General features: G+C 61.7%; 24 protein-coding genes. 3 read left to right on the top strand and 21 right to left on the bottom strand.

Annotated elements, in window-relative coordinates:
- Position 1: 1 nt before the first annotated feature.
- The 14 genes from purE to cutA form a co-directional block, all read right to left on the bottom strand.
- The gene (purE, locus tag ACC569_RS04660) at positions 2 to 508 is read right to left on the bottom strand and encodes a 5-(carboxyamino)imidazole ribonucleotide mutase (protein WP_372522330.1); all 507 of its coding nucleotides are present in this window, start codon (positions 506 to 508) and stop codon (positions 2 to 4) included.
- A 106-nt stretch (positions 509 to 614) separates the two neighbouring features.
- Complete coding sequence (gene purD, locus ACC569_RS04655; RefSeq protein WP_372522353.1) at positions 615 to 1,904, bottom strand: phosphoribosylamine--glycine ligase; 1,290 nt, start codon at positions 1,902 to 1,904, stop codon at positions 615 to 617.
- A 2-nt stretch (positions 1,905 to 1,906) separates the two neighbouring features.
- Entirely contained in the window at positions 1,907 to 2,329 is a 423-nt protein-coding gene (locus ACC569_RS04650) for a GNAT family N-acetyltransferase (protein WP_372522329.1), read from the bottom strand.
- Positions 2,330 to 2,332: 3 nt separating this feature from the next.
- Positions 2,333 to 3,904, bottom strand: coding sequence for a bifunctional phosphoribosylaminoimidazolecarboxamide formyltransferase/IMP cyclohydrolase (gene purH, locus ACC569_RS04645; RefSeq protein ID WP_372522328.1), 1,572 nt, complete (start codon positions 3,902 to 3,904; stop codon positions 2,333 to 2,335).
- Between the two features lie 75 nt (positions 3,905 to 3,979).
- The gene (gene fis / locus ACC569_RS04640) at positions 3,980 to 4,222 is read right to left on the bottom strand and encodes a DNA-binding transcriptional regulator Fis (RefSeq protein WP_372522327.1); all 243 of its coding nucleotides are present in this window, start codon (positions 4,220 to 4,222) and stop codon (positions 3,980 to 3,982) included.
- Positions 4,219 to 5,256, bottom strand: a complete 1,038-nt coding sequence (gene dusB, locus ACC569_RS04635) for a tRNA dihydrouridine synthase DusB (RefSeq protein ID WP_372522326.1) — start codon at positions 5,254 to 5,256, stop codon at positions 4,219 to 4,221. The genes fis and dusB overlap by 4 nt, the downstream gene beginning before the upstream one ends.
- Before the next feature lie 267 nt (positions 5,257 to 5,523).
- Positions 5,524 to 6,333 (bottom strand): zinc-ribbon and DUF3426 domain-containing protein, encoded by an 810-nt coding sequence (locus tag ACC569_RS04630; RefSeq protein WP_372522325.1) that lies wholly within the window; start codon positions 6,331 to 6,333, stop codon positions 5,524 to 5,526.
- Positions 6,334 to 6,408: 75 nt separating this feature from the next.
- Positions 6,409 to 7,293, bottom strand: a complete 885-nt coding sequence (gene prmA, locus ACC569_RS04625; protein WP_372522324.1) for a 50S ribosomal protein L11 methyltransferase — start codon at positions 7,291 to 7,293, stop codon at positions 6,409 to 6,411.
- A gap of 83 nt (positions 7,294 to 7,376) precedes the next feature.
- Entirely contained in the window at positions 7,377 to 8,717 is a 1,341-nt protein-coding gene (gene accC, locus ACC569_RS04620; RefSeq protein WP_372522323.1) for an acetyl-CoA carboxylase biotin carboxylase subunit, read from the bottom strand.
- Between the two features lie 3 nt (positions 8,718 to 8,720).
- On the bottom strand, positions 8,721 to 9,182 hold the full coding sequence (accB, locus tag ACC569_RS04615) for an acetyl-CoA carboxylase biotin carboxyl carrier protein (RefSeq protein ID WP_372522322.1): 462 nt from the start codon (positions 9,180 to 9,182) through the stop codon (positions 8,721 to 8,723).
- 11 nt (positions 9,183 to 9,193) lie between these two features.
- On the bottom strand, positions 9,194 to 9,634 hold the full coding sequence (aroQ, locus tag ACC569_RS04610; protein ID WP_372522321.1) for a type II 3-dehydroquinate dehydratase: 441 nt from the start codon (positions 9,632 to 9,634) through the stop codon (positions 9,194 to 9,196).
- Between the two features lie 237 nt (positions 9,635 to 9,871).
- Positions 9,872 to 10,420 (bottom strand): TlpA family protein disulfide reductase, encoded by a 549-nt coding sequence (locus tag ACC569_RS04605; RefSeq protein ID WP_372522352.1) that lies wholly within the window; start codon positions 10,418 to 10,420, stop codon positions 9,872 to 9,874.
- Between the two features lie 25 nt (positions 10,421 to 10,445).
- Entirely contained in the window at positions 10,446 to 12,731 is a 2,286-nt protein-coding gene (gene dsbD, locus ACC569_RS04600; RefSeq protein ID WP_372522320.1) for a protein-disulfide reductase DsbD, read from the bottom strand.
- Entirely contained in the window at positions 12,728 to 13,054 is a 327-nt protein-coding gene (gene cutA / locus ACC569_RS04595) for a divalent-cation tolerance protein CutA (RefSeq protein WP_372522319.1), read from the bottom strand. The genes dsbD and cutA overlap by 4 nt, the downstream gene beginning before the upstream one ends.
- A 146-nt stretch (positions 13,055 to 13,200) precedes the next feature.
- On the opposite strand from cutA, the gene ACC569_RS04590 reads away from it, so the two are divergent.
- The 3 genes from ACC569_RS04590 (at position 13,201) to groL (ending at position 15,788) form a co-directional block, all read left to right on the top strand.
- Positions 13,201 to 13,626, top strand: coding sequence for an FxsA family protein (locus tag ACC569_RS04590; RefSeq protein ID WP_372522318.1), 426 nt, complete (start codon positions 13,201 to 13,203; stop codon positions 13,624 to 13,626).
- A gap of 187 nt (positions 13,627 to 13,813) precedes the next feature.
- Positions 13,814 to 14,104 carry a co-chaperone GroES gene (gene groES / locus ACC569_RS04585; protein ID WP_372522317.1) on the top strand — a complete coding sequence of 97 codons (291 nt, stop codon included), beginning with the start codon at positions 13,814 to 13,816 and terminating at the stop codon, positions 14,102 to 14,104.
- A 31-nt stretch (positions 14,105 to 14,135) separates the two neighbouring features.
- The gene (groL, locus tag ACC569_RS04580) at positions 14,136 to 15,788 is read left to right on the top strand and encodes a chaperonin GroEL (RefSeq protein ID WP_372522316.1); all 1,653 of its coding nucleotides are present in this window, start codon (positions 14,136 to 14,138) and stop codon (positions 15,786 to 15,788) included.
- 241 nt (positions 15,789 to 16,029) lie between these two features.
- On the opposite strand, the gene ACC569_RS04575 is transcribed toward groL, so the two are convergent.
- From ACC569_RS04575 to ACC569_RS04545, 7 genes are all read right to left on the bottom strand, one after another.
- Positions 16,030 to 16,671 carry an O-methyltransferase gene (locus tag ACC569_RS04575; protein ID WP_372522315.1) on the bottom strand — a complete coding sequence of 214 codons (642 nt, stop codon included), beginning with the start codon at positions 16,669 to 16,671 and terminating at the stop codon, positions 16,030 to 16,032.
- A gap of 34 nt (positions 16,672 to 16,705) precedes the next feature.
- On the bottom strand, positions 16,706 to 17,764 hold the full coding sequence (locus tag ACC569_RS04570; protein ID WP_372522314.1) for a methyltransferase domain-containing protein: 1,059 nt from the start codon (positions 17,762 to 17,764) through the stop codon (positions 16,706 to 16,708).
- Between the two features lie 27 nt (positions 17,765 to 17,791).
- Entirely contained in the window at positions 17,792 to 18,451 is a 660-nt protein-coding gene (locus tag ACC569_RS04565; RefSeq protein WP_372522313.1) for a class I SAM-dependent methyltransferase, read from the bottom strand.
- On the bottom strand, positions 18,448 to 19,335 hold the full coding sequence (locus ACC569_RS04560; protein WP_372522312.1) for a multiheme c-type cytochrome: 888 nt from the start codon (positions 19,333 to 19,335) through the stop codon (positions 18,448 to 18,450). Before ACC569_RS04560 ends, ACC569_RS04565 begins: the two co-directional genes overlap by 4 nt.
- Entirely contained in the window at positions 19,335 to 20,693 is a 1,359-nt protein-coding gene (locus ACC569_RS04555; RefSeq protein WP_372522311.1) for a multiheme c-type cytochrome, read from the bottom strand. The genes ACC569_RS04560 and ACC569_RS04555 overlap by 1 nt, the downstream gene beginning before the upstream one ends.
- A gap of 3 nt (positions 20,694 to 20,696) precedes the next feature.
- A complete protein-coding gene (locus ACC569_RS04550; protein ID WP_372522310.1) occupies positions 20,697 to 20,939 on the bottom strand; it encodes a hypothetical protein in 243 nt (80 codons plus the stop codon).
- Positions 20,940 to 20,989: 50 nt separating this feature from the next.
- Positions 20,990 to 21,355: FAD-dependent oxidoreductase (locus tag ACC569_RS04545; RefSeq protein WP_372522309.1), on the bottom strand; the 366-nt coding region annotated here is incomplete at its 5' end.

The following is a 21,355-nucleotide window of genomic DNA, read 5'->3' as shown; positions in this document are numbered from 1 at the left end:
GCTACTTGTTGAATTTCTCGCGCACGGCCTTGTCCCTGGCGAGAATCTCCGTGGCGTTGGCCTTGCGCTCGTCGGCCAGACGCTGCACGAGTTCCTTGTCTGACAGGGCGAGTATCTGCGCCGCGAGATAGGCGGCGTTCTTGGCGCCGGCCTTGCCGATGGCGACACAGGCGACCGGTATTCCGCCCGGCATCTGCACGGTAGAGAGCAACGCGTCCTGGCCCTGCAAGGGGCCGGCGGCCATGGGCACGCCGATGACGGGCTTGTTCGTGAGCGCGGCCACGGTGCCGGCGAGGTGCGCGGCCATGCCGGCAGCGGCGATGAACACGGCACAACCCCGGGCGTCCGCCTCCTTGACGTAGGCATGGGTGGCGTCGGGCGTGCGGTGCGCGGACAGCACGCGGACCTCGCGTGCAATCTGGAACTTGTCGAGCGTCTCGACCGTGGTCTGCATGGTTTCGAGGTCCGAGTCCGAACCCATCAGAATGGCAACGAACGGTTTGGTCATCGTGCTGGTCCCAATTAAATTGAATGGACAGGATTTACAGGATTAAAAAGGATTAACAAGATTAAAACATTTTGGAAATAATCCTGCGAAATCCTGTTAATCCTGTCTATTGCTTTTTCTCCCGCGCGATCGCACGGTAGCCGATGTCGGTGCGGTATTGGGCGTTGCGCCATTGGATTTTTTTGACGGTTTCGTAAGCGCGTTTCTGTGCCGCGCTCACTGTAGCGCCCAGGGCGGTGACGCACAACACCCGCCCGCCGCTGGTGACCACGGCGCCGTCCTTCAGTGTGGTCCCGGCATGAAAAACCTTGCAGTCGGGTGTTGAATTCTGTGGCAGGCCGGTGATGACATCACCCTTGCGGTACGCACCGGGATAACCGCCCGCGGCCAGGACCACGCCGACCGCCGCGCGTGTGTCCCAGCGCGCCTGCGCCCGGTCGAGTTTGCCGTCGAGCGCCGCTTCGATGAGTTCGACGAAGTCCGACTGCAGCCGCATCATCACCGGCTGGGTTTCGGGATCGCCGAAGCGGCAGTTGAATTCGAGCACTTTGGGGACACCGTCGCGTCCGATCATGACACCGGCGTACAAAAAACCGGTATAGGGGTGCCCCTCCGCGGCCATGCCGCGTACCGTGGGCTCCATGACTTCGCGCATGATGCGTGCGTGCATCTCGGGCGTCACCACCGGCGCGGGCGAGTACGCGCCCATGCCGCCGGTGTTGGGGCCAGTGTCGCCGTCGCCGACGCGCTTGTGATCCTGCGAGGTGGCGAGCGGCAGGATGTGCTCGCCGTCGACCATCACGATGAAGCTCGCCTCCTCGCCGGTGAGAAATTCCTCCACCACCACGCGATGCCCAGCCGCGCCGAAGGCATTGCCCGCGAGCATGTCTTCCATAGCAGTGACCGCTTCAGTCACCGTATGCGCAGTGACCACGCCCTTGCCAGCGGCGAGGCCATCGGCCTTGACCACGATGGGCGCGCCGGTTTTTTTAATATAAGCCTCGGCGGTGGCGACGTCGGTGAAATTGCCGTAAGCAGCGGTCGGTATTTTGTGGCGCGCGAGAAAATCCTTGGTGAAGGCCTTGGAGCCTTCGAGTTGAGCCGCGGCCTGGGTCGGGCCGAAGATGCGCAAGCCTGCGGCGCGGAATTTATCGACCACGCCGAGCACCAGCGGTGCCTCGGGACCAACGATGGTGAGATCAATTTTATTTTGTTGCGCGAAGCGCAGCAGGCTGTCCACGTCTTCGGCAGCGATGGCGACGTTTTCGCATTTTGCCTCGCGCGCGCTGCCGGCATTGCCGGGCGCGACGAACACTTTTTCAGCCCTGGGTGATTGCGCGATTTTCCACGCCAGCGCGTGCTCGCGCCCGCCGCCGCCGATGACGAGGACTTTCAGTTTCATTTGAGTTTCAGCGCGAAGTGGTGGCAGATGATGTCCATGCGTCGTGTCAGGTAGAACCGGTGCGCCCCGAAGCGCTGCACGCCGGAATCGAGATGAAACTCATCGCAATTATTCTGTTTCGCCTGCGCCACCAGCCAGTCGAAAAGCTTACCGCCATGCCCGCGCGAGCGCTGTGCCGGAGCCGCGACCAGATCGTCCACGTAGAGAATTTTGCCCCAGGCGAGGGTTTCGAGATAGCGAAAGCCCGCCACCGCGCGTATCTCGCCGTCCTCCTCCAGATAGGCGAGTCGAAAACCCGTGGTCTGCTGCTTTCGTACCCGCGTCGCGAATTCAGTGGCGCTGAGGTGCGGTCGCAACTCGACCATGACCGGATAGCAACGCGCGATGTCTGCCTCGGTTTCGGCGAGCGCGATTTTCATCGTTCAGTGGCGGAAGTGACGCATGCCGGTGAACACCATGGCGATGCCGTGCTGGTCGGCGGCCTCGATGACCTCCTTGTCGCGCATCGAGCCGCCCGGCTGGATCACGGCGGTGATACCGACCTCGGCCGCCTGGTCGAGCCCGTCACGAAACGGTAAGAAGGCGTCCGAGGCCATTACGCTGCCGCGCACCTCGAGGCCGGCGTCGGTGGCCTTGATCGAGGCGATGCGCGCGCTGTACACGCGGCTCATCTGGCCCGCGCCTACACCGATGGTTCGGCCTTCCTTGCAGTACACGATGGCGTTGGATTTGACGAACTTGACCACCTTCCAGGCGAACAACAGATCGCGCATTTCCTGCGGGGTCGGCGTGCGCTTCGTGACGACCTTGAGATCTTTTTCCGCGACCGTGCCATGGTCGGTATCCTGAACCAGCAGGCCGCCAGTCACGCGCCGCATATCCACGCTCGCCGGACGCGTCGCCCCCCAGGCGCCGGATTCGAACACGCGCACGTTGGGCTTGGCGGCGAGAATCGGTTTGGCATCCGCGTTGATCGAGGGGGCGATGATGACCTCGACGAACTGACGGTCGAGGATCGCCTTGGCGGTGGCGGCATCGAGCGGGCGGTTGAAGGCGATGATGCCGCCGAAGGCCGAGGTCGGGTCGGTGCTGTAGGCGCGCTGGTAGGCCGCGAGCACATTGTCGTCAATGGCAACCCCGCACGGGTTGGCGTGCTTGACGATGACGCACGCGGCCGCGTCGAACGATTTCACGCACTCGAGCGCGGCATCGGCATCGGCAATGTTGTTGAACGAAAGCTCCTTGCCCTGCAGCAGACGTGCCGTGGACACGCACGCCTCGGCGGCGTGGCGCTCGATATAGAACGCCGCTTTCTGGTACGGGTTTTCCCCGTAGCGCAGCCCCATGGCGTGATGGAACTGCAGATTATAGGTTTGCGGGAACTCGCCGCGCGTCCCGTCCGGACGCAGGCGGCCGAGGTAATTGGCGATCGCGTCATCGTACGCGGCGCTGTGCTCGAAGGCCTTGGTCGCCAGGCGAAAGCGCAGGTCATCGCCCACCGCTCCCTGGCGTCGTTTCATCTCATCGAGCACCGCGCCGTAATCGCGGCTGTCCACGATCACAGTGACGGCGGAGTAGTTTTTTGCCGCCGCGCGCAGCAGCGTCGGGCCGCCGATGTCGATGTTCTCGATCGCGAGCGCCAGCGTGCAATCCTGGCGCGCGATGGTTTCCTCGAATGGATAGAGATTGACCACGACGAGATCGATGGGCGGAATCCCATGGTCGTGCATGGTTTTGACATGACTGTCGGTATCGCGCCGTCCCAATATGCCACCGTGGATTTTCGGGTGCAGCGTCTTGACACGCCCGTCGAGCATTTCCGGGAAGCCGGTGTAGTCCGACACCTCGATCGCGACAACGCCGTTGTCGGCGAGCAGTTTCCCGGTGCCGCCGGTGGAAAGGATTTCGACGTTGAGGTCTTTCAGCGCGCGCGCGAATTCGACCACGCCGCTTTTATCGGAAACGCTGATCAGCGCACGGCGGATGATGGTCATGAAGGGCGGAATCGAAATGGGAAGTTTGGAACGCGGATTCTAAATTCCGCCGCCCGCCTCCGCAATCACATTCCGTCAGACGAGCTTGTACGTCTTGAGCTTTTTGCGCAGGGTATTGCGATTAATGCCGAGGATTTCCGCCGCCTTGCACTGGTTGCTTTTGACGTGGCGCATGACGATCTCGAGCAGCGGTTTTTCCACCTCGGCGATGACCATGTCGTACACGTCCATGGTCTTCTCGCCGTTGAGGTCGTTGAAATAGCGTTCCAGTGACTGTCTGACGCATGCCGCGAGCGGTCCCTTGCGATCCTTGGTCATGCCGCCATCCCCATGGCCTGCTGCTGCCGGTCAGCCGCTCCCGACGTCCCTGTTTCTCGCGGCATTAGTGCGTCCTGTACGTCAAAAAATTCGCGCACCATCGCGAGCTGCGCGGTCGTGGTCTCGACTGCGTTCACCGCGTGACGGAAGGCGGCGCCACCGCGCAGGCCCTTGCTGTACCAGGAGATGTGCTTGCGCGCCATGCGCACGCCGCTGTATTCGCCGTAGAACGCGTACAGGGTAACCAGGTGTGCGAGCAGCGTGTCGCGCACTTCCGTGGCCGGGGGCGGGGCGAGTTTCTCGCCGGTGGCAAGAAAATGCGAGATTTCCCGGAAAATCCAGGGGTTCCCCTGGGCCGCGCGGCCGATCATCAGGCCATCGGCACCCGTGCGCTGGAGCACGAAGGCGGCCTTCTCGGGCGTGGCGATATCGCCGTTGGCAATCACCGGAATGTGCACCGCGTCCTTGATGGCGGCGATGGTGTCGTACTCGGCATCGCCCTGGAACGCATCGGCGCGCGTGCGGCCGTGCACCGCGAGCGCCTGGATACCGCAAGCTTCGGCAATGCGCGCGATAGCCGGGCCGTTACGGTTCGCGCTGTCCCAACCGGTGCGGATCTTGAGCGTTACCGGAACATCGACGCTTTTCACCACCGCTTGCAGAATTTCCGCGACGAGTTTCTCGTTCTGCATCAACGCCGAGCCGGCGTACACGTTGCAGATCTTCTTCGCCGGACAACCCATGTTGATGTCGATGATCTGCGCGCCGCGTTCGGCGTTGTAACGCGCGGCCTGCGCCATCAGCGCCGGATCGCTACCGACAATTTGCACGGCGCGCGGCTCTTCCTCGCCGGTATGGTCGGCGCGGCGCTTGGTTTTTTCGCTGCCCCACAGCAGGGAATTGGACGAGACCATTTCTGAGGCGGCCATGCCGGCGCCGAGCCGGCGGCACAGGCCGCGGAAAGGTCTGTCGGTGACACCGGCCATGGGCGCAAGGAACAGATTATTTTTCAGCTTATAGTGACCGATTCTCATGATCGGATTTCTCTACCCTGGACGACGAGGGGGGCAATCTTAACCAGAAACTCGGAACCCAGGGAAGGGGGGCGCGATGAACGGCAAAAATTGATTTTTTATTCGCCACAATAAAATAAAAAAATCAAGTCGCGGAATGAAAAGCCGGGGTTATCTCGTCCGGGTTCTGTTTCAGGCAATAAGCAGGTGAAGCGCAAATGAAAATCGTCGCGCAACGATAGTTCATGGCGTCGTAACTGATTTCGCATGGTGCAAAGCACGAAATACTCAGGGTGTAACCAATCGAATTTCATATCCAACGGCTTTGCCGTCGGGATTGGTCACATCGAGCAGTGCCGTGGCCACCACATTCGGGGTCAGTGCCGCCGTCGCTGGCGTTTCCAGATATTGCGCCGGGGCGAAAGTGCGGCGCGCGAGCACTTGGCCTCCGTTACTGGTGAGGCTGATTTCCATCCCCGGGTACGCCTGGGCGAAGGCGGCACGGTTGACCAGCGTTGCCCGGATGCGCAGGGCATTTTCGTATTTTGGATGCGGCGCGATGCTGGTCTGGAGCAGTTCAATCCGGGCGATGTCCAGACGCGGACGCAGTTCACAGCCGGCATAATCGCAGAATTCCCGCACCACGGGCCGCCACGAGGGATCGACGGCCAGCTCGTCGTGATAGAAGTAGAGTATCTGGCCGGCGAGCAGGATCAGCAGCGCTAGATTCCCGAGTGACCAGAAAAACGGACACCAGAACGAGCGCGGTTTGACGATGCCCTCGAGTTCGGTGACGGTGGGAATGTCGGCCCCTTCAGCGCTCGTAGTCAGAGCGGGCTCGATCCTGGTGCGGCGACGCCGTGAGCTTGCGTTCCGGCTTTTCCCGCCACGCACGCGTTTGTTTTTTTTGGCTGAAACGGATTGTTCCCGAGTGGGCGCCGTGACTTCCGCGCCGGGCTTGGGCGGCACCTGTAGCAGGCGCTGCTCGGCGTGAAAGATCGCCGAGCAGATGCCACATCGCACCATGCCGCCGCGCGCGGCGAGCTGCGTAGGCGTGACCTTGAATGTCGTCAGACAGGCGGGACACCGGGTGTACATTAATGTCGACCTACTTCGTTCGTTTGGCCATAAAAACAGACGCCCTACTGCGTTCGTCTGGACATAATATTAAGCTTAGCCCGGTTTACGTCCCGCGAGCAGCATCCATTTTTGCCGTTCGTGTAAAGTGAATTCGAAGGGTGGCTCATAATACGGGCGCACCTCCGTTGCTTGATCGCTCCCCAGCAATCCCGACAGTACGAGCCAGCCCCCCGGCCGAATGCGCGCCTTGATCTCCGCGGCCAGCTCGATCAGCGTGCCGAAGAGAATATTGGCGATCACGATATCCGCCTGAAAGTTCGGCGGCAGTTCTGACGGAAGCATGACATTCAACCCGGAATGAATGCCGTTGTGCGCGGCGTTGCGGCGCGTGACGTCCAGCGCCAACGCGTCGATGTCCACGGCAAATGCTTGTGTGGCGCCGAGCTTGAGCGCCGTGATCGAAAGAATGCCCGAGCCACAACCGTAATCGAGAACGGTTTTGTCCTGGAGCGGTTGTTCCGAGAGCCATTCGAGACACAGCGAGGTGGTTGGGTGATCGCCGGTGCCAAAGGCCAGTCCCGGATCGAGAATGATATTGACGGCGTCGGGTTCGGGCGGCTCGCACCAGCTCGGCACGACCCAGAGATGGCAACCCACCTGCAACGGCTTGTAGTGCGCCATCCATGAATGCGCCCAGTCCTCGTCGCCGAGCAGATCGATCTGGTGCGGCGGGTTTTCCGCGAGGCTCAAGCGTTCGCGCGCGCGCGAAAGAATATCGTCGGTGTCGGTGTGTTCGGGAAACAGCCCGGTGACCTGCACCTCCGACCACAGCGGGCTGCGGTCCCAGTGCGTCTCGAACAACGGCTGGTCGGCGGCGTCCTCGAGTGTGACCGAAATCGCGCCCCATTCCTCGAACGCGTCGGCGAGCGCCTGCGCCTGATCTTGATTCGCGTGCAGTCTCAGTTTGAGCCAGGGCATGGTCTAATGAGTCGTGAGCGGTAAATCGTAAAACGAAAACGCGGATAACGTTCTCACTGCTTACATTTTACGATTCACGGGTTTCAGAGCCCGAGTTTTTTGTGCAGGTAATGGATGTTGACACCCCCGCGGATGAAGTAGGTGTCGTTCATGATGTCCTGGTGCAGCGGGATATTGGTCTTGATACCGTCCACGATCATTTCGGAAAGCGCGATGCGCATCCGCGCCAGCGCTATCTCGCGTGTGTCGCCGAAGGCGATGAGCTTGGCGATCATCGAGTCGTAGTACGGCGGCACGAAGTAGTTGGTGTACACGTGCGAGTCCACGCGGATGCCCGGTCCGCCTGGAGGGTGCCACGTGGTGATGCGCCCGGGTGAGGGGATGAAATTATTCGGGTCCTCGGCGTTGATGCGGCACTCGATGGCGTGCCCGCGCCAGGTAATGTCTTTCTGCCGGAAAGCGAGCTTCTCGCCCGCGGCGATGCGCAGCTGCTCGCGCACGATGTCCACGCCCGTGACCATCTCGGTGACCGGGTGCTCCACCTGCACGCGCGTGTTCATCTCGATGAAATAGAACTCGCCGTCCTGGTAAAGGAACTCGAAGGTGCCGGCGCTGCGGTAGTGGATCTTGCGGCAGGCGTCGGCACAGCGCTCGCCCATCTTGTTGCGCAGCTTTTCGGGGATGCCCGGCGCCGGCGATTCCTCGACCACTTTCTGGTGGCGGCGTTGCATCGAGCAGTCGCGCTCGCCGAGGTGGATGGCGTGGCCGTGGGTGTCGGCCAGCACCTGGAATTCGATGTGGCGCGGGTTGTCGAGGTATTTCTCCATGTAGACGGTGTCATTGCCGAAGGCGGCCTTGGCCTCGGCCTTGGTCAGGGCCACGGCGTTGAGCAGGGCCGCTTCGGTGTGCACCACGCGCATGCCTTTGCCGCCACCGCCAGCCGCGGCCTTGATGAGCACGGGATAGCCGATGTGCACAGCGAGTCGGAGAGTTTCTTTTTCGTTGTCGCCGAGCGGGCCGTCAGAGCCGGGCACGCACGGCACGCCGGCCTTTTTCATGGCGCGGATGGCGGAGATTTTGTCGCCCATCAGGCGGATGGTTTCGGCGCGCGGGCCGATGAAGATGAAACCGCTTTGTTCCACGCGCTCGGCGAAGTCGGCGTTCTCCGAGAGAAAGCCGTAGCCAGGATGGATCGCCTGGGCGTCAGTGACCTCGGCGGCGCTGATCACTGCCGGGATGTTCAGGTAACTGTCGGCCGCGCGTGGCGGCCCGATACATACCGACTCGTCCGCGAGCTTGACGTACTTGGCCTCACGATCGGCCGTGGAGTACAGGGCCACGGTGCGGATGCCGAGGGCGCGGCAGGCGCGCTGGATACGCAACGCTATCTCGCCGCGGTTGGCGATAACCACTTTCTCGATCATGGCTTACTCGATGATGAACAGGGTCTCGCCGTATTCCACCGGCTGGCCGTTTTCCTTGAGGATCGCCTTGATGACACCGGCCTTGTCGGACTCGATCTCGTTCATCATCTTCATGGCCTCGATGATGCACAGGGCGTCGCCCACGTTGACCTGGCTGCCGACATCGACAAAGGATTTCGCTTCGGGAGAAGCGGCTCGATAGAAAGTCCCCACCATGGGTGAAATGACCGCATGCCCCGCCGGCGGCGCCGCGGGCGCCGGTGTAGCGGCGGGGGTGGTGGCCGCTGCCGCCGGGGCGGCATGGGGCGCGGCGTGCATGGACGCCGGCGCCATATGCACGACCTGCGTGCCGCCGGAACTCCCGCGGCTGATGCGGATAGCCTCCTCGCCCTCGCGGATCTCGATCTCGGAGAGACTCGATTCCTCCAGCATCTCGATCAGTTTTTTGACCTTGCGTATGTCCATGATGACTTGCCCTATTTTTTCAATCGTTCAATGGCGGCCGTAAGCGCCAGTTCGTAACCCTGCGCGCCCAGACCGCTGATCACGCCGGCGGCGAGATCGGAAAAGTAGGAATGCTTGCGGAACGACTCACGTGCGTGCACGTTCGAAAGATGTACCTCGATAAACGGGATATGTGCCGCGGCCAGGGTGTCGCGCAGCGACACGCTGGTGTGGGTAAAAGCCGCCGGGTTCAGCAGGATAAACGCCACCTTGTCTTTCATCGCCTGCTGCACCCGCCCGACCAGCTCGTGCTCGGCATTGCTTTGGAAGAAGTTCACGCGGTGTCCCGCGGCCTCACCCTGCTTGGCAAGGCGCTGATTGATGGCATCAAGCGTGGTCGTGCCGTAGTGTTCCGGCTCCCTTGCTCCGAGCAGATTTAAGTTGGGGCCATTCAGTACCAGGATTTCAGCCATGAGATGCTGTGGTGCGGTAGGTGGTCCCGTGGCCGGAGCAGGCCCGGATTATGCGGGCTATTTGCGTGATCTTTCCTGATTTACACATTGATTTGTCGCTATCTTCTCCATTTTTAGAATTGTGCATCTCAAAGGGCGTTTTGTCCAGCTAATGTATGGTGCAGGCCATATCGGCGGAGATTACCGATATACTATGAAGATATACACACAATTACATGGATTACGACGGAGAAGAGCTTATGGGGCGGTTAAGAGGGGGTCAATCAGGCTTTCGAGCTCGGTTTGGTTAAATACACCGAGTTTGCGAACGGCAATCGAGCCGCTGCGGTCGATGATCACGGTAAAGGGAAGCGAGCCCATGCGGTTACCGTACTGGGCCACCAGCGGCATGGCATTTTCCTCGCCGATCAGGATCGGATAATTGATGCGTACGGACTGACGGTAAACCATCACGGCGGTCAGGGTATCGATAGCGACCCCGATGACCTGCAGGTCGTCGGTCGGATGTTTTTTCTGCAGGGAGATAAACAGCGGGATCTCCTCGCGGCACGGAGGGCACCACGTGGCCCAGAAATTCAGCACAATGACCTTGCCGCGCCATTCATGAATTGACCGCTTTTTCCCTTCCAGGTCGGGAAGGGTGAAGTCAATCAATTCGCCGCCGCCATAAGTGAGAGTGGTGGTGACCTGTTCCGCCGGACGCATCGATTGTGCAATCCAATAGCCACCCATCAGCGCCAGCACCGCCGTGATCAGCAGCAGCAGATTTTTAAATGTCGCGGACATCAATCAGGTCGTGGAGCCGCCGCGCTCAGATTTTGCGCAACAAGGCGAGGAATTCCTCCACGTTGCGGAAACCGTATGTGCGAAGCTCGCGATGTTCTTCTCCATTTGCCGCAAAGAATAGCATGGCCGGCGGGCCGTAGACGCCGAAGCGGCTCTTGATCGCTTTTCCCTCCGGGTTGTTCGGGTCGGTCACGTCGGCCTGCAGCAGCACGAAGCGGTTGCGCAATTCCTCGCGCACGCGGGGGTCGACGAAGGTGGCTTTTTCCATGCGTAGGCAATCGGCGCACCAGTCGGCGTAGTAATCCAGTATCACCGGCTTGCCCGCGGTCTTGGCCGCCGCCAGCCGGTTTTCGAGATCACTTAACAAAGTTACCCGATCGAACATGTGTTCTGCGGAGACAGGCTGAGCACCGCCGGCGCCCGGCATTGCGCCGGGAACAACCGAAGACAACAGCAGCGGATTGAGGATATCGCGGTGGCCGGCAAATCCGCCGAGCAGGGCGAGCCCGCCCCAGATGAGCAGAACGGTGCCAATTCCTTTCCACAAATAGCGCCAGCCGCCGGCGCTTTCCGGCAGACCCTGAGTGGCGCCGAGGTAGACGGCGGAGACGATGAGCAGCACAGCCCACAGGAACAGCACCGGCACCTGCGGCAGGTACCCGAGCAGGTAAATTGCGACGGCGATCAGCAGGGCGCCGAACAGGTGTTTCACGCTGTCCATCCATTTGCCGACCTTGGGCAGCAGAAAACCGGCGCCAACGCCCAGCGCGATCAGGATCGCGCCCTGCCCGTGGGCCAGCGAGAACATGATCGCGCCGCCGAGTACGGGGTCTTTTGTGGTGATGGCGGCGCCGAGCGCGGAGATGAGCACGGGCGAAACGCACGCGCCGACGATCAGCGCCGATATCAGGCCGAGAATGAACGCGCTGACGTAGGAGCCGCCTTTCATGTGATGCGTGCGGTGATGCAGGTGCGACTGGATGAAACCCGGCATCTGCAGGTCGTAAAAGCCGAACAGGGACAGCGCCAGCAGCACCAGCAGCGTGCTGAATGTGCCGATAGCCCACGGATTCTGGAAATACGATTGCAGCTGCTCGCCGCTGAGCCCGGCCAGAATACCGGCTGCGGTGTAGGTCACGGCGGTGCCGAGCACGTAACTGTAGGAAAGCATCCCGCCGCGCCACTTGCTGATGTGAGTTTCGCCCTGGCCCACGATGATGCCCGACAGAATTGGCACCATGGGCAGCACGCAGGGCGTGAAGGCGAGCAACAAACCCGCGCCGAAGGCGGCGAGCACGGCGATCATCAGTTTGCCGGTATCGCGCGTTTGCTTGTCCACGGGCGAAGCCGCGGCGGTCCCCGGTCCGGCCGCCACGCTCAATACGCCAGCCCGGAACTGCACGCCGAATTTTTTCGTCACCGGCGGGTAGCAGATGATCACCCCTTTTTCCGAACAGCCCTGATACGTAACGTGCAGCAACATGTCGCGATCCTGCGCGGCGCCACCCACGATCGGGAGAGTCACATCAAAACCGTTTTCATAAATCTCGGTCTTGCCGATGAACTCATCGGTTTTGATTTTGCCTGCCGGCAGGTCGACACTGCCGAGGCGCAGGTCCGCGGGAAGCGCGCTGCCATCGGCCGCGGTCAGCTCGAATTTCACCTTGTCGCGGTACAGATAACAGCAGTCGGCAATGTCGATATGCGCGAGCAGCGCCTCGTTGCCGCGCGGCGTGATATTCACCATGAAAGCTTTTTCCGGGTCCACCGGTTCCGCCTCGCCGCCCAATGACGCCGCCGGGCGGGTGAGGTCTTTCAGCGAACGGACTTCGCCGACCGGAGTTGCCGCCACCGCGGCGACCGGTGCGCGCTTCGCTTTTACCGGCGGCAGTTTGAAATCTACTTCCTTCACGATGGGCGGGTAGCAGACGCCCACGGGCTCGTTGCAACCCTGGGCGGTGATCCTGAGCCGTACGCTGCGCGCGGCTTCGTTGCGTTCGAACGGCAGACGCACTTTCACAGATTTGGTGTAGGTTTCCACCTCGCCGAACAGCGGGTCCTGCTTTTTCTTGCCGCGTGGCAACACCGGATTCCTGAGCGTCGCGCCTTCGATCGCCTCGAATTTGAACTTGTCCCGGTACAGGTAATAATCGGGGGCGATCTTCCAGCGCGCCTCGAGCGTGGTGCCGTTGACCGTGCGCGTGTACAGCTGGAAGGCCTGATCCGCTTCCAGCAGGTTCTCATTGGTTTGTTCCGCTCGGGCCGGTGACAGCAGCAGAAGCAGCAAGACGGAGAAATATTTGGTCATCATGTTTTATCCGGGTCGCGGATCCAAGCGAGGTAGCCGGGGTAGCCGTCGGCAACAGGGACCGCGATCACCTCGGGAAGTTCATAGGGATGCAGTTCGAGGATCCGCTTCTGGATCGCCCGGTAGGCGCGTGCCATGGACTTGATCACTAGCAATTGTTCGGCGGCGGATTCCACCTTGCCTTTCCACAGATAGATTGATTTGGCGATGGGCAGGATGTTGACGCAGGCGGCGAGCCGTTCGCTGACGAGCGCGTGCGCGATGCGTTCCGCCGCCGCGGCATCGGGGCAGGTCGTGAGAACCAGCTGGTAGCGGTGAGATTTCATTTGTTTCGGTGTTTCGATCCCGTGCGGTGACGGCGCGGGATCGGTGTTTATTCATTGTAGCGAAACTGATGCCGCCCCGCCCCGGATGCGACGCAAGGGCTGAGCAGTTATGCTGCGGGTTTGTGATGGCATAGGGCTCTGTTTTCATGTTCATGATTCTGTTCCTGCTGGTGCCGGTGGCCGAGATCGCGGTCTTCGTCCAGGTCGGGTCCCGCATCGGGGCCGGCATGACTGTCTTGCTGGTGGTGGTCAGCGCCGTAGTTGGCGTCTGGCTGGTGCGCCGTCAGGGCCTTGCCACCGCCACGCGTGTCCAGGCCATGGTCGCGCGGGGTGAATCGCCGGCGCTCGGGATGCTGGAGGGCCTGGCCTTGCTGGCCGCCGGCGTGCTGCTGGTCATCCCCGGTTTTTTGACAGACATCGCCGCCTTTGTGCTGTTGATTCCACCCCTGCGCCGGGGAATCATCCGGCTGTACCTGCGCCATATCCGCCTGGAAGGCGGTGTCGCGCACCCCCCAGCGGCGGATAAGCCCGGTCGTACCCCCCTGGAAGGCAAATCCCGACGGGTAGACTGAATACCTGACTTCCGGGGTTGACAAGATTTAGCAGCAGTTTATCATTAGCACTCGCCTGAGCAGAGTGCTAATAATCCCCTAACACCCGGTTTTCAATAATTTAACCAAGAGTCCGTCGTACAGGAAATAGAGTTAAACAAAGGAGCACAGCATGAGTGTACAACCCCATTCCAAAGGAGAACCATCCGTGAAAATCCGTCCGCTTCACGACCGTGTGATCGTGCGCCGCCTGGAAGAAGAGCGTAAGTCACCCGGAGGCATCGTCATTCCCGATACCGCCAAGGAAAAACCGATCCAGGGCGAAATCGTCGCCGTGGGTCACGGCAAGATTCTCGAGGACGGCAAGCTCCGTCCGCTCGACGTCAAGGTCGGCGACAAGATCCTCTTCGGCAAGTACTCCGGAACCGAAGTTAGGATCGACAATGAAGAGCTGCTCGTGATGCGCGAAGAAGACATCATGGGCGTCGTCGAGAAGTAACCAACCGAACGAATTCAGAGAGGAAATCATTATGGCAGCTAAAGACGTTTTATTCGGCGATCACGCCCGCACGCGCATGCTGCGCGGCGTCAACATCCTGGCCGACGCGGTCAAAATCACGCTCGGTCCCAAGGGCCGCAACGTGGTGCTGGAGAAATCCTTCGGCGCCCCGACGGTCACGAAGGACGGCGTCAGCGTCGCCAAGGAAATCGAGCTTAAAGACCGGTACGAAAATATGGGTGCGCAGATGGTGAAGGAGGTCGCTTCCAAAACCTCCGATGTCGCCGGCGACGGCACCACCACCGCCACCGTACTCGCCCAGGCGATGCTGCGCGAGGGCCTGAAGTCCGTGGCCGCGGGTATGAACCCGATGGATCTCAAGCGTGGTATCGACAAGGCCGTTCTCGCCGCAGTCGAAGCGATCAAGAAAATCTCCAAACCCTGCTCCGACCCCAAGGAGATCGCCCAGGTGGGCACCATCTCCGCCAATGCCGATGAGTCCATCGGCAAGATCATCGCCGATGCCATGGCGAAGGTCGGCAAGGAAGGTGTGATCACGGTGGAAGAGGGCCAGAGCCTCGATAACGAACTCGAGATCGTCGAAGGTATGCAATTCGATCGCGGCTATCTCTCGCCCTACTTCATCAACAAGCAGGATACGATGAGCGTGGAACTCGAGAATCCAATGATTCTGATCTACGAGAAAAAGATTTCCAACATCCGCGAAATGCTTCCTATCCTGGAAGGCGTGGCCAAGCAAGGCCGGCCGCTGCTGATCGTCTCCGAAGACGTTGAGGGTGAGGCGCTGGCAACCCTGGTGGTCAATAACATCCGCGGCATCCTCAAGGTCTGCGCCGTGAAGGCGCCAGGCTTCGGCGACCGCCGCAAAGCGATGCTGCAGGATGTCGCCATCCTGACGGCGGGCACGGTGATCTCCGATGAACTCGGCATGAGCCTCGAGAAGGCCGATGCCAGCATGCTCGGCTCCGCCAAGCGTGTTACGGTGGACAAGGAAAACACCACCATTATCGACGGCGCCGGCAAGAAGCAGGACATCGAAGGACGCATCAAGCAGCTCAAGGCCCAGATCGAGGAGGCCAGCTCGGACTATGACAAGGAAAAGCTGCAGGAACGCACGGCCAAGCTCGCCGGCGGTGTCGCCGTGATCAAGATCGGGGCGGCGACCGAGATGGAAATGAAAGAGAAGAAGGCGCGCGTGGAAGACGCGTTGCATGCCACCCGCGCGGCCGTGGAAGAAGGCATCGTCCCGGGCGGCGGTGTGGCGCTGGTGCGCGCCGTCAACGCCATCAAGGGTATCAAGGGCGACAACCATGACCAGGATGTCGGCATCCAGATCGCCGTGCGTTCCATGCAGGAACCGCTGCGCCAGATCGTGGAAAACGCCGGTATCGAGGGCTCCGTGGTATATCACAAGGTCATGGAGAGCAAGGACACCAACTTCGGTTACAACGCCGCGACCGGTGAGTACGGCGACATGATCAAGATGGGCATCCTTGATCCGACCAAGGTGACGCGTATCGCGTTGCAGAACGCGGCGTCCGTCGCCGCCCTCATGATCACCACCGAGGCCATGGTGGCCGAACTGCCGAAGGATGAGTCTCCGGCCGGCGGCGGAATGGGTGGCATGGGCGGTATGGGTGGAATGGGCGGGATGGATATGTAATTGCCGTTCCGGCATCCGCTGTAAATCGAAAGCCCCGCGCATGCGGGGCTTTCTTTTTTGGGCGGTGTTGTTGTCATTCCCGCGTGAAGCGGGAATCCAGGTTTTAAATTGGTATCGCGCGCAGAGCGCGCGATACCAAAACCTACTTGTAGGCGGTTACGGGGATCTAAAACACATCTCGACTTTTGGCGGTGTGATGGGTAGCCCGGATGTAGCGAAGCGCAATCCGGGGGGAATACCGTCAACGTTTTCTAATCAAGCTCACACCGTCGCGGACGGGCAGCATCACGCATTCGACACGCGGGTCGCGATGCACGTGCTTGTTGAAGGCAACCACAGCGCGGTCAGTTTTCTTTTTCGGCGCGAGCACATACCCTGACCACAGCACGTTGTCCGCCACGATCACCCCGCCAGGTCGCAGGCGTGGCAGCACCGCCTCGTAGTAGTTCACGTAGTTCTCTTTATCGGCATCAAGAAAAACGAAATCAAAGCTCGCCGAGGCCGGCAGGCCCGCGAGCGTTTGGAGCGCGGGGCCGAGGCGTAGCTTGATCTTGTGCCCGTGAGGACTGCGGGCGAAGAACGAGCGCGCGATGTCGGCATGCTCCAGCTTGATCTCGCAGGTGGTGAGCTGACTGTTCTTGGGCAGAGCCTCGGCCATGCACAGCGCCGAATAACCGGTGAAGGTGCCGATCTCCAGGATGCGCCGCGCGCCGGTCAGGCGCACGAGCATAGCCAGCAGGGCGCCCTCATGCGGGCCGATGAGCATCTGGGCATCGGCGCATGTCCGTTGGGTGTACTTTTCGAGTTCCCGCAGCAGTTTATCGCGCGCACTGGTGTGGCGCAGGCAGTACTCCTCGATCTTTCTGGGAATTATCGCTTTCACGGATGGGTTCCTCGCACGCCGACCGCGCTTTTGCTCAGCAACAAGAACCGCTGGGCACGGTGCTATTCTCCGGGACCGCGGCGGGTTTGGGTCCGCAATCGAACAGGCCGTGGTGCACACGGGTATCGCCGATGACTTTGAAATGCGGCGCGTAGCGCGTTTGGCTCAGCATTGAAGCGGTATTGCCGCAGACCGGCTGCGGTTGACCCGTTTCAAACAGGTGGTGATCGTCCAGAACGAAACTGTGGGGCTGCTCCGGGAGGGTGCCAAGGTAACGGGCTAGCTGCCCGAAATCCTCGCAGCGGTCCTCAAGGTCAAGCTTGAAGACGCGCACGGTGAGCGAATGGAAACCGATCATGCCGGCTTTTTGTTCGACGACGGGATCGGTGAGCGCGAGTTTTGAGTTACTGACGACCCGATGGTCGAGGCAGCCGACCCCGGCGAGCAGCCGCCGGAAATCCTCGATGTAGAGCGCGCCACCCAGACACTCGCCCAGCAGCACGGGGTCTTCGGCTAGAGGCGGAGGGATTCTGCGGTCGGCAAACACGTCAGAGAAATATAGTTCCCCGCCAGGCTTGAGCACGCGGAAGATTTCCGCGAACACGCGTTGCTTGTCCGGCGAGAGATTGATGACGCAATTGGAAACCACGACGTCGACCGAATTGTTTTCGATGCCGAGACTTTTCAGGTCCTCGATATATCCCGACAGGAATTCGACGTTGGGTCGCGCAAAGCCGAATTTTTCCATGTGATACCCGACGTGACGACGCGCGGTGTCAAGCTGTTCCGGCGTCATGTCCACGCCGATCACGTGGCCGGCGGGACCGACCAGCTTCGAAAGAATAAAACAGTCCCTGCCCGAACCCGATCCCAGATCGAGCACTGTTCTTCCCATCAACTCGGGCGGGATCGGTGAGCCGCAGCCGTAAAATTTGGCAACGACATCGGGATGGATGTCCTTGAGAATTTCCCGCATTCGCGGGGCGGGCGATTCGCCGGCGCAACAAACGTTGGTTTTCAAATCCTGATTCGTCTTGAGCACCCGCCCGTAATAATTCCGCACGCTGTCGAGCGTTCCAGTGTTGCTGTTCATATTCAATCTCCGTTTCCGTGTCGCAACTTAATTTTCCGAAATCACTTCGCCGTGGTCCGATTTGCGCAAGACCACCGCCAAGAACGCGCCCCACGGCAACGCAGTGGGGAGCACCGCCTCGGCCGCGCGCGCGAATGCACCGCCGCCGGGCATGAATATGGCGCTGCGCGCCGTGGTCCGCGGCGCGGGCTTGAGTGCCAGCGTCCAGCGCCTGACTTCCGCGGACGTATCCCAGCGCGCGCCGCGATAGGCGCCGCGGTCGCGCTTCTGCTGATAGAGCAGGCTGCGGCGGTTGAGCAGCCCGAGCAACACCGCCCGCCGCGCCACGCGCCACATCTCCCGCAAGGCCCGCTCGGGATCAGCGATGAAACACAAACTGGTCACCGCCGTGACATAGTCATAGGCGTTGTCACCAAAGGAAAGTTTGGTTCCCGTGCCGAGCAGGTAGCTTACTCCGCCGCCGAGGCCACGCGCATATTCCAGCATCGCCGGGTCCGGGTCGAGCCCGGCGACCCGCAGACCGGCGGTGGCGAAGCGGCGGCTGAAATGGCCCGTGCCACAACCGACATCGAGCAGCGTAGTGCCGGCCGACGGACCCAGCAGCCGCCTCATCAGGTCGAATTCGCGGCCGGCGATCCAGCTTCCGCGCGCGGTTTGGTACCACGCCTCATAGTCGCCCGGGTTCATCGTTGCCCGGGTGTGGCGTTGCCGTCCGCCGTGATGCGCGCGCGCTCGACAAGACTGCGGCGCTCCTGTTCCGCGACCGCTCCCTTGATGCGCAGCAGGTCGCCATCGAGCGCCGGTTGCCCGTGCCACCATTGATAGTCCGGTGACTGATGTCCGGCGCCGAGACGCACGTTGCGCGCGTGCGTCTGCATGCCGCCGAACAGCGCATCGAGCGCCGCGCGATCCGGTGGTGTGAGCGTTTCGCGCTGGTGCGCGACGACATCATGCGCCTCGCGCAGTTTCATGCGCGCGACGTCGAGCATGCGCGCGCCGACGCCCGCCTGTTCGGCGATGTAACGCGGCGCGTGACAATCCACGCACACCGTCATGGCGGCCGGGAGCTCCGCGTCCGGCACCGCTGTTTTTGGCGCGGCCAACGGAACCCAGGGCGTGATGGACCGGCTGACATCGTGTTCGCCGGCGTGCAGATGACAGTAGGCGCAGCCGGGCGCGCGGTAATTGCCGCGGGCGAGCGGTTGCGACCAGTCGTAGCCGGCCTCCTCGAGTCGCATGATGACGCCATGCTTCGAGGTGGCGTAGCTGTGCACGACCTCGCGGCCGAGCTTCTCGTGGCAGCCGGTGCAGGCGCTATCGCGGCGGGCGCGCGCCGAAGCCGCACGATGGCTCGCCCCGTGGCAGGCGACGCAGTCGGCCTTGGGACTCTGGCGCGCATGGCGGCTCGTTTTCCACGCCGCCACCAGCTGTGGGTCGCGCTGGACATGACAGCTTACGCATTCGGCATTGGTAAACCGGCTGGCCGGCGCCTTCTCCGCCGCCGTGGCCGTCAGCACGAACCCGGCGAGCAAGCCGATCGCTAATAACCGCTGGCCGATGGCTGCCTGCATCAGTTGTGTTCCCGGTTGTAGGTGGTGTACTCGCCTTCGAGCCACAGGCTACCCGGGTCGGCACGCCGGCCGAGCATTTTTTTCTCGACATCGCCCTGCGTGCGCAACGCACCGGCCTTGGTTTCGATGCCGGCGAGCGCATGGTCGAGATCCGAATGCCAGCGCTTTACCCCCGCGTCGTCGTTGTGGGCGGCGGACTTGTAGGCACCGAGATTGGTGAAGTACCACATCTCGAAGTAATCGCGCTCGATCGGCGAGACGTTGTAAAACGCCGAAGACTGGCCGTCGAGAAAGCCGATGCGCGCGTGCGGAAAAAACCTTTCCATGGCGTCCATCGGGTAGGGCGGGCGTTGCTTCGCGCCCGGGTGCAGCAGGTCCTTCGCGCGCAGGTCCTTGAGCGTGTCCTCCGCCTGATAGAGCTTGCGCCACGCCTGTTGGCGTTCGCGATCGAGGCCCTTGAGCTGCTCCGCTGACCAGGCGGCTTCATGGCAGTCGCCGCATACCTTGACCCAGGCGGCACGGCGTACCTCGTTGCCGGAAGTGTTCGGGTTCACCTCGAACAAGCCGAATTTCCAGATCGTCTTGTCGGCGACCTGATGCTGGCCTTCGTGCATGTGGCAGTAGGCGCAGGTGGGTGTGGCGTAGTTGCCCTTGGCGAGCGGCTTGCTCCAGTCCTGCTTCGCGCTTTCGGCAAGATACTTCTTGCCATGCGCCGAGGCGAAATAAGTGTCGTCGTCCGGATGCGGCGGGCCGGAATGACAGGTGAGGCAGGCCTCGGGCCGGCGTGCCTCGGCGGCGCTGAAGCGGTGGCGCGTATGGCAGGAATCGCACTTGGTCGCGACCGAGTGGCACTGCAGACAGGCCGCGACCTCGGCCTTGGGCTTGTCGGCGAAGTGCTTGGCGTCCACCGCGCGCTCCATCGCCAAGGCATGGCTCGGAAAGCCGTAGCGTTTCTCGTCCAGAAACTGCGTGACGCGATTCTCATGGCACTGCGCGCAGACCTTGGGCGTGGGCATGTGTAGCGCCTGATGATTGGAGCCATGACACGCCGGGCAGAATACCTGCTTTTTGCCATCACCCGGACTGGCGTGCCGGCTCGCGCGCCAGTCGTTGACGATCCCGGGCGTGACAGCGGTATGGCAGGCGACACACTCCTCGCCTTTGAATTCGCCTTGCACGGTTTGTACCGATTTATAGAAATGATCCGGATCCCAGTAGGCCTGAACCGGTTCGGGTTTCCATTCGCGCGAATACAGACCGGTGCCTGGTCCGCTCTTGTTCCAGTAGACGTAGCCATAACCCGCGGGAATCGCGAACAGCGTAATCGCGAGCGTGACCCAGAGGTAACGGCGACGCATGAGTCAGCCCGGTGGGTTTTTGGTTTTACCTTCGTGGTGGCGGCGGTAACCCCAGCGCAACGCGCCGAGCGCGGCCAGCGCGAAGAACGGCCCGAGTGCCAGCCACAGCCCGCGTCCATCGTCGTCCGGCGCTTTCGGTGTGACAGTCGCCGTCGTCGGAGGCGACGGGGCGCCGAGCACATGTTCCTTGGTGTGATGGGCGTGCGCGGGAATCGCGAAGACAAAAAGCAGAATGAGAAGAGGCACAAGGATGTACCGCTTGCGGAGCCGAGGAGGCAATAGCGCGCGCCGCATGTTCAGTGCGCCGCGGCGGCCGTGGCAGGGTGTGGCGATGCCGTCGCTCGCGGGCCGCGCAACGCTGCCAGCGCGCGCGTGGTCAGCCGGAAACTTTCGAGAATGCCTTGCGCCGCCGAGCGGCCGTCGGCCATCGCGGTCACCACCAGGTCCGGACCGCGCGCATTGTCCCCGCCGGCGTAAATTTTGGGATGAGTCGTGTGCCCGTGTGCGTCCACGCGGATACGTCCATGCGCGTCAGTCTCGACGCCGAGTGCGGACAGCCACGCGGGCGGCTGCGCGACGAAGCCGAAGGCGAGGATCACCGCATCGCACTCCTCTGTGAGTTCGCCGTCGGGCGTCTGGAAGCGCACCGCCGCGACCGCGTC

This window comes from Sulfuricaulis sp. (assembly GCF_041499725.1).
Lineage (GTDB): Bacteria > Pseudomonadota > Gammaproteobacteria > Acidiferrobacterales > Sulfurifustaceae > Sulfuricaulis.
The sequence above is the reverse complement of the archived record's forward strand: the minus strand, read 5'-3'. Positions and strand labels throughout refer to the sequence as shown.

Excerpts from the sequence above, each read along its gene's own strand:
- prmA (WP_372522324.1), bottom strand. The coding sequence starts at position 7,293 with ATGCCCTGGCTCAAACTGAGACTGCACGCGAATCAAGATCAGGCGCAG.
- ACC569_RS04565 (WP_372522313.1), bottom strand. The coding sequence starts at position 18,451 with ATGAACCCGGGCGACTATGAGGCGTGGTACCAAACCGCGCGCGGAAGC.
- ACC569_RS04630 (WP_372522325.1), bottom strand. The coding sequence starts at position 6,333 with ATGTACACCCGGTGTCCCGCCTGTCTGACGACATTCAAGGTCACGCCT.
- ACC569_RS04650 (WP_372522329.1), bottom strand. The coding sequence starts at position 2,329 with ATGAAAATCGCGCTCGCCGAAACCGAGGCAGACATCGCGCGTTGCTAT.
- purH (WP_372522328.1), bottom strand. The coding sequence starts at position 3,904 with ATGACCATCATCCGCCGTGCGCTGATCAGCGTTTCCGATAAAAGCGGC.
- cutA (WP_372522319.1), bottom strand. The coding sequence starts at position 13,054 with ATGAAATCTCACCGCTACCAGCTGGTTCTCACGACCTGCCCCGATGCC.
- dsbD (WP_372522320.1), bottom strand. The coding sequence starts at position 12,731 with ATGATGACCAAATATTTCTCCGTCTTGCTGCTTCTGCTGCTGTCACCG.
- fis (WP_372522327.1), bottom strand. The coding sequence starts at position 4,222 with ATGACCAAGGATCGCAAGGGACCGCTCGCGGCATGCGTCAGACAGTCA.
- aroQ (WP_372522321.1), bottom strand. The coding sequence starts at position 9,634 with ATGGCTGAAATCCTGGTACTGAATGGCCCCAACTTAAATCTGCTCGGA.
- ACC569_RS04590 (WP_372522318.1), top strand. The coding sequence starts at position 13,201 with ATGTTCATGATTCTGTTCCTGCTGGTGCCGGTGGCCGAGATCGCGGTC.
- ACC569_RS04560 (WP_372522312.1), bottom strand. The coding sequence starts at position 19,335 with ATGCAGGCAGCCATCGGCCAGCGGTTATTAGCGATCGGCTTGCTCGCC.
- groL (WP_372522316.1), top strand. The coding sequence starts at position 14,136 with ATGGCAGCTAAAGACGTTTTATTCGGCGATCACGCCCGCACGCGCATG.
- accB (WP_372522322.1), bottom strand. The coding sequence starts at position 9,182 with ATGGACATACGCAAGGTCAAAAAACTGATCGAGATGCTGGAGGAATCG.
- purE (WP_372522330.1), bottom strand. The coding sequence starts at position 508 with ATGACCAAACCGTTCGTTGCCATTCTGATGGGTTCGGACTCGGACCTC.
- ACC569_RS04570 (WP_372522314.1), bottom strand. The coding sequence starts at position 17,764 with ATGAACAGCAACACTGGAACGCTCGACAGCGTGCGGAATTATTACGGG.
- dusB (WP_372522326.1), bottom strand. The coding sequence starts at position 5,256 with ATGAGAATCGGTCACTATAAGCTGAAAAATAATCTGTTCCTTGCGCCC.
- accC (WP_372522323.1), bottom strand. The coding sequence starts at position 8,717 with ATGATCGAGAAAGTGGTTATCGCCAACCGCGGCGAGATAGCGTTGCGT.
- ACC569_RS04555 (WP_372522311.1), bottom strand. The coding sequence starts at position 20,693 with ATGCGTCGCCGTTACCTCTGGGTCACGCTCGCGATTACGCTGTTCGCG.
- ACC569_RS04605 (WP_372522352.1), bottom strand. The coding sequence starts at position 10,420 with ATGTCCGCGACATTTAAAAATCTGCTGCTGCTGATCACGGCGGTGCTG.